The sequence below is a fragment of the Nostoc sp. TCL26-01 genome (assembly GCF_013393945.1).
GTDB lineage: Bacteria > Cyanobacteriota > Cyanobacteriia > Cyanobacteriales > Nostocaceae > Trichormus.
In genome coordinates, this window is record NZ_CP040300.1 from 1 (window position 1) to 14,288 (window position 14,288).

General features: G+C 41.2%; 3 protein-coding genes. All 3 read left to right on the top strand.

Annotation, left to right across the window (positions count from 1 at the left end):
• On the top strand, nt 1–6,351 hold the full coding sequence (locus FD725_RS32205) for a putative Ig domain-containing protein (RefSeq protein ID WP_218653202.1): 6,351 nt from the start codon (nt 1–3) through the stop codon (nt 6,349–6,351).
• Between the two features lie 30 nt (nt 6,352–6,381).
• Nucleotides 6,382–7,451 (top strand): ISKra4 family transposase gene (locus FD725_RS30805; protein ID WP_179047673.1). Its coding sequence is split into 2 segments (ribosomal slippage): nt 6,382–6,538 and nt 6,538–7,451, totalling 1,071 coding nucleotides; the frame shifts between segments, so codons are not numbered across the junction.
• Between the two features lie 15 nt (nt 7,452–7,466).
• Nucleotides 7,467–14,168 carry a putative Ig domain-containing protein gene (locus FD725_RS30810; RefSeq protein ID WP_256872041.1) on the top strand — a complete coding sequence of 2,234 codons (6,702 nt, stop codon included), beginning with the start codon at nt 7,467–7,469 and terminating at the stop codon, nt 14,166–14,168.
• The last annotated feature ends 120 nt before the right edge of the window (nt 14,169–14,288 follow it).

Here is a 14,288-nt window from a genome sequence, read left to right on the forward strand (position 1 = left end):
ATGGATATCGGATTTAATATTTTTGACCAAGGTAACTCCTACCTCAATTCTCAATATCCACTTTTGGATCAATATCTATTTCCGTCACCTGAGCAATTGGGAAGACTGCCTTCTAGTCTACTGGGGGTCGAAAAACTCGATATTCCGATATTTGCGCCCACCACCCTATCATCGACTTTCACTGTTAACTCTCCTTTATCTGGGTTACATCCGCTAGTAGATACTCTGGTGGGAGCATCACCAGTAGTGAGTGCAGAGGCTGTCAATATCTCACTTTTACAAGTGGGTAAATCCTTTGGTGATTTTCTGCAACAGCCAAATTATCTTGACAGCTTGCAACTTGCCTTTGGCTCAGAGTGGGAAGCAGAAACAGCTACCGCAATTATTACTGATCTAGCTCAGGGTCACAACTTACCTGCCATAGAAGTTGTCACAGGTGAGGAACTACAAGCCCAAGGTGCTTTTAGTCAGCAGACAAATACAATTTATCTAGCACAGGAATTTGTAGCACAGAATCCTACAACTGTGATCGCTAAAGTCCTGACTGAAGAAATTGGACATTATCTAGATTCACAATTAAATCCCATTGACACTCCTGGAGATGAAGGAGAGTTATTTGCAGCCCTAGTTGATGGCATTGAATTAACACCAGCACAACTACAAGCTATTAAAGCAGAAGATGACCACAAGATAGTCACAATTAATGGTCAAACCCTGCTGGTAGAACAATCGGTTAACGAAATTGTTGGTACAAGTGGACGTGATGTTTTAACAGGTACAGCACTGAGCGATCGCATTATTGCTGGTGCTGGTGCAGACTTAATTACAGGTGGATTGGGTGCTGATACATTCGTTTACCAAAACATCAGGGATGCAGGCGATACCATCAAAGATTTTGAACTGCGTCAGGATGTTATTGATGTCAGCCAAGTATTGAGTGGTTTTGGCTATCAAGGATTTAATCCTATTGCTGATGGATACATCCAATTCAGTAATTACACAGGTGGAACAGTCGTTCTCTTAGATAGCGATGGTAAAGGTTCTCTAGCCGCTAGACCATATATATATGTAGAGAAAGTCACACCAACAGACCTGAGTAGCTACCCCAATCACTTCATTCCCAACCCAGGAGAACCACCACAAATCCAAGCTAGTTTAGTCAATGATACAGGGGTAAGTGAAAGCGATCGCCTCACCTTTGACTCGACAATTCAGGGTAAAGTCACCACAACCAGCAGTCTGGTAAGTTTAAAAGCTGGGTTAAATAATCAGCCAGTCACAGCAAATATTTTCGATACCCTACAATCAGATGGCAGTTTTAGTTTGACCTCTGCACGGTTAAGACAAATTAACGGTGGTACTCTTAATGATGGTGCATACACATTAAAACTGCAAGCTACAGATAATCAGGGTAATATCTCTAGTGTCTACAGCTTCAATTTTGTTCTAGACACAACTGCACCAGTTTTAAACTTGCAACTCGACCCTAACTTTGATTCTGCTCCAGTAGGGGATTTGCAAACGAAGTTTGAGAAAGTCAATTTGCTAGGGACAACAGAAGCGAATTTAGCTGTGTCCTTGCAACAAATAGGAGTTAGCAGCACTAGCAATAATTTAGGACAGTTTACTTTTGCTAATATCTCACTGATTCCAGGAAGTAATTTATTTACTGTATTAGCTACAGATTTAGCAGGGAATCAAGGAACGTTTAGTCAAACATTCCAACGCTTGATTCAACCAGTCAACGCCGCACCGACAAATCTCAATCTGAATCCTGCAAGTAGTGCAGAGAATGTTTTAGCGAATAGTCTCATTGGGACATTCACCACAACTGATCCTGATGTTGGTGATACTCATATTTACAGCCTTGTAACTGGTGCAGGCGATACAGATAATGCTGCATTTGCGATCGTTGGTAATGAACTGAGAATTAAACAATCTCCAGACTTTGAAACTAAGTCTGCATATAGTGTGCGGGTAAGAACTCAAGATGCTGGTGGGTTATTTTTTGATAAAGCTTTTAGTATCAGCATTACCAATGTTAACGAAGCACCGACTGCTTTGAAGATTAGTAATAGTGCGATCGCTGAAAATATCCTAGCTAACAGTATCATTGGTACATTCAGCAGTACAGACCCAGATATAAGCGATACTCATAGCTACAGCTTAATTTCCGGTAATGGTGATGCAGATAACGCTGCATTTGCGATCGCTAATAATAAACTGCAAATTAAGCAATCTCCAAATTTTGAGGCTAAATCTGCTTATAGTGTTCGTGTGAGAACCACCGATGCTGGTGGGTTATTCTTTGACAAAGCCTTTGATATTAATATTACCAATGTCAATGAAGCACCGGCGATCGCTCTTCCTCAATCTCAATCCGTTGCAGAGAACACCAATTTAATCATTAATGGCATCAGCATCAGCGATGTCGATGCTGGTAGTGGAAAGTTACAGGTAACTGTGGCTGCAAATCAGGGGGTATTAACTCTTGTTCAAACTACTGAGCTTACTTTTATCACAGGCGATGGTAATACTGACGGTAGTCTAACTTTCACTGGCACTCTCACTGCAATTAACCAAGCACTAACGGGTTTAATTTATCGTGGTAATCCCAGTTTTAGTGGTAACGATACAATTACCGTCACGGTAAATGATTTGGGTAATAGCGGTAGTGGTGGTGCTTTAACTGCTACTAACAGTTTAAATGTGACAGTTAATTCCTCTGGAATTGTGCTGCGAGAAGATAACTTCTTCTTGAGGAATTACGAGCAAAGTATCACTATCCCTGCGACAACATCAGTTTTCAGCTTTACTTATAGCGACCTCAATTTTGATACCACAGACCCAGATAGTATCAAAGATGCTTTTGAAGTTGCTTTAGTGGATGCACAGGGTGACTCTTTGGTACATACCATTAAAGCTAATCGAGATGCTTTCTTGAATATCACTGAGAGTCAAGGTGTAGCTTTAGCTGCTGGCGCGACTATAGAAGGTCAGACAGTCAAGGTGAATTTGGCAGGATTAGCACCAGGAACAGCAAAGGTAATTTTCCGGTTAGTCAATAATGATAGTGATACAAATACGACAGTCCGCTTAAGTAACATCCAAATCTCACCAGCAGCAGGAATTACACCTGTTGCCGTCACTCCAGAGGTGAGTATAGCAGCAGCTAACTCACAGATTAATTTTCAACTACTGTCAGATGTTAGCAGTAGTTTCACCCCTGAATATCGGCGGACATCATTTAATGAAGATACTAAGCTTTTATATGCTGATATTGCAGTTAAGAATGTAGGTACTTATATAGTTGATGCCCCCTTAGTTGTAGGCATAAAATCTTTGAGTGACCCATCTGTGCAGGTAGTGGGAGCAGATGGAATCACACCTGAAGGGTTGCCATTCTTCAATTTGAGCAATTTAGTCGCTGATGGCAGCCTCGACTCCAACGAACAGACACTAGCTCGGACTATCAGTTTCTTCCATCCCCAACAGGTGCAATTTGATTATGAACTAGTGTTCTTAGGGCAGTTAAATATCGCACCTAAGTTTGTTAGTGACCCTGATGTAGAAGCACTGGTCGGTAAGCCTTATATTTATGAGGCTAAAGCGGAAGATGCCAACAAGGACATACTAACTTATTCATTGTTAGTAGCTCCTGAAGGGATGGTAATTGAGAGAGCTACAGGTAAAATTAGTTGGACACCTGCGGCTAGTGCGGTTGGGAACTATAGCGTAACTGTGCAAGTTGCAGATGGTAGGGGTGGGGTTGACCAGCAGGATTTTGTGTTGGGTGTGATGACACCTCCACCTAATCGTTCACCACTGATTATATCTACTCCTATTGTTGATGCTAATGTCAATCAGCAATACAAGTATCAGGTAGTTGCTACTGACCCAGATGGTGATACTTTGGCTTATTCTTTGGCAAAAAATCCCCAAGGAATGCTAATAGATACACAGACGGGATTAATTACTTGGAAACCTCCTGCAAATCAAGTCGGGGAAATAGAAGTTACTTTAAGGGTTCAGGATGATAAAGGAGGTTCAACAGAACAGACTTTTAATATTTTGACCCAACCAGAAAACGGAAATCATGCGCCTGTAATTATCAGTGAACCTCCGAGAGAGTTATTGTTGAGTGGAACCGTATCTGGTTCTCAAAATGATCAAGTTTTCTTAGTTCCTGGCGTGATTGGAAATCAAGTCAAAGGAACTTTTGAGTGGATTTTTGGCGGACTTGGTTTCGGAGACGGTTTTCGTAATGAATTTGGCATTTATAAGGTACTAAATGCTCAAGGTCAGGTAGGAAATTTACTGCCTGATGATGCTGGATATTCACAAAAAGCTCTAGCTTCAAATAACTATCAGGTTATATTTAGAAATAATCAGCAAGCTGGGGCGAAAACAGAGATTAATTTAGAGGCTGGTAGTTTATATGGATTCTATATTATTGCAGATAATACCACTGCAAACTTCGTTTCTCTCAATCCCAACAATCTAATTACTACAGAACCATTAGCGTTTTTCTCTTTTTCTCAAGCTAATCCAGACAATAAATTTGACCATTTAATCGCTATAATAGACCGAGTTAAAGGAACGACACAATTTGCATGGGAAGATTTAGCTAATGGAGGCGACAGAGATTTTAATGATCTAGTTTTTACACTTAACTTTCCTTTAGCAACAACAGGTATATCTCCGTATCAATATGAAGTAAAAGCTGTTGATCCTGATGAAGATTATTTAAATTATTCTCTAATAAAAGCCCCAGAAGGTGCGCTGATTGATCAACAAACAGGCAAGTTATTATGGTATCCCCAATCGTTACAGCCTGGAAAGTATGAATTTACAGTTCAAGTAGAAGATAAACGAGGTGGGGTTGATACTCAAAACTTTTTTGTTGAAACATTGAATACTGCTGCGGATGAAATTCTTGGCACTGTATGGGATGATATTAATGGAAATGGAGTTAGAGATGTTAGTACCACTCCTGTTGTAGAACTAGTTAATAACTCTTCTCAAGGCTACTATAACAATAAGTTAGGTGATTTATATCCGGGTAATCCTAATAATCCTTTGACAGCTAACTTTCCTGGGCCTAATAACTCAACAGGAGACCCAACACTTAGTTTTCCAACAGCACCAAATATTAGTTCTGTAAATAACTTAGGGAGTTGGCTCTCTAACCCTGGTAATGCTATTAGTAATGGTTCTTGGAGTGGTCTGCAATCAATCCCTGGAACTTGGACAGTTAATGATGAAACTGCTATTATCTACGAAATTGATGGTGGCAATGCAGGAATTAGTGATGTAAAAGCCAGTTTTGGCGTAGACAATGGAATTTTTGTTTGGGTTAATGGTCAATATAAATTAGGTGCAACAGCAAGTGGTTTTTCAATTCTTGGTGAGTACCAGCTTGATTTAGGTGATTTAGCTCCTGGTAAAAACTATATTCAAGTTTTACGTGAAGATCACGGAGGTGGTACAGGCTATGATGTCAGAATCACTGGTACTAAAAATAATTTCATTGAACCTGGACTAGCAGGTGTCAATGTTTATCTGGATTTAAATAATAATGAGTTCTTAGACTCAAATGAACCAACTCAAATAACAACATCTGATAACCCGAATACTTTAAATATCGATGAAACAGGACAATACAAGTTCACTGGATTAAACCCAGGAAACTATATTGTGAGAGAAGTAATTCCCCGTGGTTATCAACAGACCTTTCCTGGTGTGGGCATACAACCTGACTTTTATACAGTTAATTTAAAAGCAGGAGAAGTCGTTGAAAACATCAATTTTGGTAATCAAAAAACTGGAGAAACGACACCAAATAAACCGCCAGTATTTACCAGTGCAGCCCCAACGATCGCCTCAGTCGGAGAACTCCTACGCTACGATGTCAAAGCCACAGATCCAGATGGCGATCGCCTCACTTTCGACCTACCTGTAAAACCAGAAGGAATGGCAGTAGATCCAACTACGGGAATTCTCATCTGGCAACCCACTAACAAACAGACGGGAACTTACGATGTCATATTGAGAGTTCAAGATGGGTTTGGAGGAATTGCTCTGCAACCATTCCCAATAACGGTTGCTGCAAGTAACACGGCTCCAGTATTTGTTAATTTACCTTCTAGCTTAGATTATCTTCCGATCAGCTTTAAATACAACTGGAATTTACAACAGATTAATGCTCAATATCCCAAGGGAGATAATTTAACTTTAGGTGGCATTCCCTTCAATATTCCCACAGATGGCAACAATATTTGGCATAGTTTTTATGCTACTGGAACGGGAGCATCCACTTTTGGAAGATATACAGGTTCTGGGAGAATATAACAACAGATAAAACAGTGTGGATGACTTACCATGAACCAGGATAAACAAGAAAGAATCAAAGCCTGTTTACAAGAATTGTCAACACTACTGTATGAAGAAGCAGATAAAAGTAAGCTGACAGACCTCGAAAGTATAGAAAAAACAGTTCGGAGTCAAATATTAGAACTAGTCAGTCCAGAAATAGCCCTTTTTTTATCGAACAAAAAACTGGAACAAAAGTAGGTAAAACCAGGAAAATTAAAAGCTTAGTGGGGGAACTGACTCTTAAAGCCAAACAGTTACAGAAACTGGGTTTGAAGCCAAGAACCCGGTTAAGTCCATTACTTCAAAAGTGTTGTTTAAGGCTGTCAGCTAACGAATCATACCAAAAAGCAGAAATTGAAGTTGAGGCATTGACAGGAGTCAAAGTGGGTCACTCAACGCAACAAAAATTAGTGCTGTCACAAGATTTTCAACTACCATTTGCAAAACAAGCAGTTTCAGAAGTCAGTGTAGATGGAGGAAAAGTCCGACTCAGAGGTAAACCGAAAGCAGGCTGTTACTGGCGAGACTATAAAACCGTTCGTCTGCAAGGGATTTACTATGGTGCGTTTTTTGATGACAACCAATCATTAGTTGATTATGTCAATAGCCAACGTCTGGTTAACCCGTTAGTGTGCTTGGGGGATGGTCATGATGGCGTGTGGAATCTAGTCAAAGAGTTTGGTAAAACAGAAAATTTTGAGCGTTGGGAAATCTTGGATTGGTATCACCTCAAAGAAAATCTCTATAAAGTTGGTGGTTCTTTAAAACGGCTTAAAGCTGCTGAAACGCTGTTATGGCAAGGTCAGATAGAAGAAACTCAAGCTTTATTTCTTCATTGCCGAGGTAAACAAGCGAAGAACTTCATTGCTTATCTTGAAAAACATCGCTCTCGTCTTGTCAATTATGCCTATTACCAGGCTGAACAACTTTGTTCTATTGGTTCTGGCGCAGTTGAATCTGCTATTAAACAAATTGGTGCGAGGATTAAAATTTCTGGCGCACAGTGGAATGTTGATAGTGTTAATCACATCCTCTCTATTCGTTGTGCTTATCTCAATGGTTTATTAGCTATTTGAGTCTTTCTGCCAAAAGTGGATGCTCCCACTGGAACTAACCCACGTTCTTTAGATATTAATGTCGATTTATTTGGGATTACTGAACTTCATACCCTACTAAATACATTTTGGGGACAATCAGGGCCGAATAGTTATACTTCCCTAGAGTTCTTTGGTTCAGATGGAGCTTACTATCAGAAAAACCTAATTGGCAATGTTGATATTCGAGACTATAACCAGTGGGTTTGGACAAACAACATTAATGGAACGACTACTGTAGAAGTTGTTAATCTTCCTATCGGTGACTATAATACGCCAGATCGTCTAGATAAACAAACTGTTCTACTACCAGATGACTTCCGTGATGAAAAGCTTGAGCGCATTCGCCTCAATGATAATGGTGCAACGAGTTTTCAGCGAATTGCCTTATCAGGTTTAACCGTTAAAACAGCCTCTCCTGTCATTAATACCGTTGTTGTTGGAACACCTTTTCAATACCGATTTAAAGCTCAAGATGCGGAAGGCGATCGCCTTTCCTACACGATAAAATCAGGAGCAGCAGAAGCCACATTCAATCCAGACACAGGATTATTTAATTGGACTCCTAATCAGTCTCAACTAGGAGAACAGCAATTTCAAATTGTTGTCAGCGATGGCAAGCTTGAAGATGAATTTCTTTTCTCTCTCTACATCATTGATAAAAGTGCTAGTTCATCAAATTCTTTACCAATTATCACCTCCACCCCACGCGATCGCATCCGCCTTGGCAGTGACTATTACTACATTGCCGAAGTCACTGACCCAGATGGCGACCCCATCACCTTCAGCCTTGACAATGCACCCACAGGCATGACTGTAGATAGGGAAGGGATAGTCCGTTGGACACCTACCGCCGCCCAATTTGGTGCTAATTCCGTTACCCTCAAAGTCTCAGATGGTCGTGGTACTCCTGTCACGCAGACATTCACGATTAACGTTACTAGCCAAAACAGCAATCAAGCACCTAGCATCGACTCAAAAGCACCTCTCGTTGCCACAGCTAACCGGCAGTATCAATACAATATCGTCACCAGCGACCCCGATGGCGATCCGGTTGTCCTCAATTTGAACCAAGCACCTCAAGGGATGTCTATTGACTCCCTCTCTGGTAAATTACGCTGGACACCGAGAGTTGACCAAATCGGTAACACTGAGGTGATTGTTGAAGCTTTTGATGGTCAAGGTGGATTAACTCAGCAGAAATTTACCATTACCGTTAGAGGTGCTAACTTACCACCAACAATTATTTCTACTCCGCCAACTATCGGGGTTTTAAATAAGGTTTACACCTATCAAGTTAAAGCCACCGACCCAGAAAATGACCCCCTCACCTACAGCCTAATTAATAATCCTCCTGTGGGGATGACTATTGATGCTAAGACTGGATTAATTCAATGGACACCAAGCAAATTAGGTGAACAGAAAATTGAAATCTTGGTCAATGATGGTCAAGGTGGAGTTAATATTCAGACTTTCAGGCTACAGGTATTAGACAAAGCACCGAATCTGTTACCGACAATTACCTCAAAACCTGTGGTGGGAGTTACGCCAGGGGTAGAGTACCAGTATGACGTAGATGCGACTGATCCGGAAGGTACAGCGATCGCCTATTCGCTACAAAATAAACCTGAAGGGATGACCATTGACTCACAAACGGGGTTGATTAAGTGGCAAACTACATCTGCCCTACAAGGAGAATTCCCGGTCATAGTGGTAGCAACGGATGCAGCAGGTGGACGGGCAATTCAATCTTTTAAAGTGCAAGTTGCTGCCAATAATGCGCCAGTCATTATCTCTACGCCAGTTACAAATATTACTCAAGGGCAAGACTATCGCTATGATATCCAAGCCACAGATGCTAATGGCGATCGCCTCACCTACACCTTAGTTAATGCGCCGCAGGGAATTACTCTTGATACCTTTGGTCGTCTCGACTGGAAGCCGAATAACTTAGGCAAGTATCCCATTGCCATTAAAGTTGAAGACGGACGCGGTGGTGTTGCTACTCAAGCTTTTGATTTAACTGTCACCACTGACACACAAGCACCAATAATTAATTTAGGTAATAACGGCAATTTATTTAAACCTGGCGATACCCTAAAACTTCAGGTAAGTGCTACTGATAATGTGGGTGTGGAATCCCTCAACCTCACCTTCAACAGTTCGCCTTTGGTACTCAATCCCGGTCAATTTATTGCGGGGAATATCCAAACAGCTACGGTTACACTCAATCAATCTGGTGTCTTTGACATCCTGGCACAAGCGAAGGATGCAGCAGGTAATATTGGCACAAAATCTCTGCAAGTGCGTGTATTTGCTCCCACAGATAATCAAGCACCAGTCGTCATTATTGATACAGCTAGATTCCAGGCAACTGGCGGACTCATCACCAGCTTGACGGATCTTGTCGGCACTGTCACTGATGATAATTTGGAATTTTATCGGGTAGAGTATGCCCCAGTTAGTCTGATTGACTTGAATAATCTTGGGGATTTTGACCCTGACTATATCACCATTGCTCAAGGTGACAGCAATAAAGTGAATGCAGTTCTCGGTCAAATTGACCCGACTGTTCTCCGCAATGACAGTTACTTTTTCCGAGTCATTGCACGAGATGTCAACGGACTGATTAATAGTCAAGGCGTAGTTCTGAGTGTTTCTAGTGAAAATAAACCTGGACGTTTTGCTTTAACATTTACAGATTTATCTATTCCATTAACGGGTATCCCGATTGAAATTCAGCGTCGTTACGATAGTCTAGATGCAAAATTCTCTGGTGACTTTGGTTACGGCTGGAGTTTAGGTTTCCAAGATGCCCAAATTCAAGAAGCTTCTTCGACTGGTGTGGATTTAAGCCGCGATGATTTCTTCGGCGGTAACTCCTTTACAGTTGGTACTCGCGTCACTTTAACTACACCTGATGGTCGTCGTGTTGGTTTTACCTTTAATCCCATACCTGATGCTGCTGGGTTACTGGGTGTGCGTTACAAGCCCAACTTTACACCAGATGCAGGTGTTTATGACAAGTTGGAAGTAGACTATACACCTTTAACAGTCCGTAGTAATGGTTCTACGGGACTGTATCTGTTTTCTGGCTTTACTTACAACCCCTCGCAGTATCGTCTCATTACTAGAGATGGAACTACCTACCACTATGACCAGTACAAGGGACTTTTGGATGTTACTGACCGCAATAGTAACAAGCTAACTTACACTGATGCGGGAATTTTCAGTTCCACTGGTCAATCTATCACCTTCAAGCGGGATGCCCAAGGACGGATTACAGAGATTATCGATCCGACTGGTAAATCTGTGAAATATGGCTATGATGCCAAAGGCGACCTGATCAAGTTTACAGACTTTACCAACAACCCAACTCTATTTACTTACGATACTCAACTACCGCACTATCTCCGAGAAATTACAGACCCTCTAGGACGCAAAGGAACTCGAACTGAGTATGATAGCCAAGGGCGGATGGTTCGGCTAATTGATGCTGAAGGTAATGCTTTGGATCTCAGTTATGCAAATGGTGCATCTTCTCAAACTATTAAAGACCCGTTAGGCAATAGTTTAACTCGCGTGTTTGATGTCCGGGGTAATGTTGTTCAAGAAGTTGATGCACTAGGCGGGATTACTAAACGCACCTTTGACAACAATAACAACGTCTTGAGTGAAACTGACCCCGAAGGTCATACCAAAGCTTACACTTACGACAGTCGCGGTAATAAACTGACGGAAACTGATGGCGAAGGTAATGTTAAACGCTATACCTACAACGCTAATAACAAACTCCTTACAGAAACTGACCCGTTAGGCAATACCACCACCTACACCTATGATACGGGAGATAATCTGCTTAGTCGTAAGGATGGGTTGGGTAAGGTTACGACTTACAAGTATGATGGTCAAGGTAATCTCACCTCTGTAATTGACCCAACTGGTAAACAGACTACCTTTGCTTACAACAAATACGGTAATCTGACTCAATTAATTGACCCGACTGATGCTAAAACTATCTTTACCTACGATGGTAACGGCAGAGTTACTAGTACCACCGACGCATTAGGAAACATTACAAACTATACCTATGATGATCAAGGTCGCTTAATTGGTAAAGCCGATCCTGAAGGTAGCAGTTGTGGATGTGCGCGGGGTATTACCAAAACCGAATACAATGCTGCGGGTGAGAAAATCGCAGAAATTGACGCACTAGGACATCGTACTGAATACCGTTATAATGACCGGGGATTACTGATAGAAACTATCTTCCCCGATGCTACACCCAATGATTTAAGCGATAATCCCAGAACCAAGAGTGAGTATGATAAAGCAGACCGCTTAATTGCCAGCATCGACGAAGCAGGACGCAAAACACATTATGTCTACGATAAACTGGGGCGACGGATAGAAGTAATTTATCCCGATGCTACACCCAACGATTTAAGCAATAACCCCAGAACTAAGACTGAATACGACAAAGCAGGGCGTGTGATTGCCGAAATTGACGAATTAGGCAACCGTACCGAGTTTGTATATGATAAAGCAGGTCGCCAACTCATTGTTCGCAATGCTTTGCGTTACGAAACCAAATATATCTATGATGCGGCGGGACGGCAGATTTCGATGATCGATGCTTTTGGACATGAGACAGACTATACTTATGATGCCATTGGTCGCCTGTTAGAGACTAAATATGTTGATGGATCAAAGCAAAGCACGACTTATGATGCACTAGGTAGAGTCATTGCTGAAACCGATCAAGCTGGCAATACTACCAGTTATGAATATGATGGCTTGGGACGGTTAAAGGCGGTAATTGATGCAATAAATCAACGCACTGAATATAAATATGATGCTGTTGGTAACTTAGTAGAACAGAAAGACGCTAATGGTCACGTTACCAAGTTTGAATACGATAGCTTGCGTCGTCGCAAGGCAATGATTTTGCCTGACGGACAGCGCAATGAGACAATTCACAACACCATCGGTAACTTAATCCGCACCACCGACTTTAATGGTGCAACCACAACCTATGGATATGATGCGCGTAATCGCCTGATTCAGAGATCCTACTCTGATGGAACACCTACAGAAACCTTCGCTTACACCCTCACCGGAGAATTAGCTACTGTCACCGATAATCGAGGTGTGACAAGTTACAGTTATGATCAAAGAGATCGCCTCCTCTCCCGCACTGAACCCGATAGTCGCCAAATCAGCTACACCTACGATTTAGCAAGTAACATTACCTCTGTAATTGTGCCTTCTGGTACAACCACTTACACTTATGACCCCCTAAACCGCCTAGCCACGGTCATAGATCCTGATAAAGGTGTAACTCGCTATACTTACGATGCTGTGGGTAATTTAATTAAAACTGAATTCCCCAACAGAGTCACTGAAACCCAAACCTATAACACTCTCAACCGTCTCACCTATCTAGAAAACCGCAATCAAACAGGCGTTATTTCCAGCTATCTCTACACCTTGGATGCAGTGGGGAATCGGACAAAAGTAGAAGAAAATAACGGGCGAATTGTGGAATATGCCTATGATAAACTCTACCGTTTAACTCAAGAGAAAATCACTGATGCAGTTGCGGGTAATAAGACAGTTACATACAAATTTGACCCCGTTGGTAATCGTTTAGAGAAAGTCGATTCCGTTGAAGGAAAAACTACTTATAATTATGATGCCAATGACCGACTGTTCAAAGAAATCCTCGGCAGTGATGTTACTGGTTACAAATATGATAAACAGGGTAATCTCACAGCTAAGATTGAAAATGGAGTCACCAAAGCAACTTATCAATGGAATGCCAAAGGGGAATTAGTTGCTGTTGAAACTACAGAGAATGGCGTAACGGGGCGAGTAGAGTTTGAATATGATCATGAAGGTATTCGAGTAGCGATTAAAACTGATGGTGAAGAAACTCGCTTTTTAATTGATAATAATCAACAGCAATATGCTCAGGTAATTGAGGAATATAAAGCTAATGGCGCGGTTGATGCGTCTTATGTACATGGATGGGATTTGATTTCTCAAGAGCGAGGCAATGAGCGCATTTACTATCAGGTTGATGGGTTGAGAAGTACGCGCCAATTAACGGACGTTAATGGAGTGACTACCAATGAATATTTCTATGATGCTTATGGACAATTAATCCATAAATTTGAGAATGACACAAATAACTATCTGTTTGCAGGTGAGCAGTTTGATAAAACAGTAGATGGATATTATTTACGTGCTAGGTATTATGATCAGATAAATGGAAGATTTGTTTCGACTGATCCTTTTGAGGGCTTTCTTTTTGCACCAATAAGCTTGCAAGATTATTTATACAGCAATGATAATCCTATCAATTTTATTGATCCGAGTGGAGAACTTTCAATCTTAGAATACGCTTTATTGAGTGGTACTATTTCTGGTGTTATAACAGCAGCACCAACTGTTATATGTGAAGCTGTTATAGATGAGTTTTCCTTGGAAACTTTTACTAAAAAGTCTGTTATTATTGCTTTTGCAGAAGGATTTATTTTAGGTGCTTTTCCTGTTGTTACATTTGGTGCTATTTCAAAAATTCTTGTTAAAACAAAGATGTTTATTCCTAACAAGTTACCACCTCTCATACCACCTGATGTTCAACCTAAAAATCCTATTCGTATAGCTCTGAGATGCGGACTTTCCAGCCTGTAGTGCGATCGCTCGATCTTGTAGGGTGCGTTAGGTGGCGATAATCTCTGAGAAAAAGCCAAAATTCCTCATTCACCGTAACGCACCTTGACATTAACCTCTTGCATAATTGTTTTCTTGTCT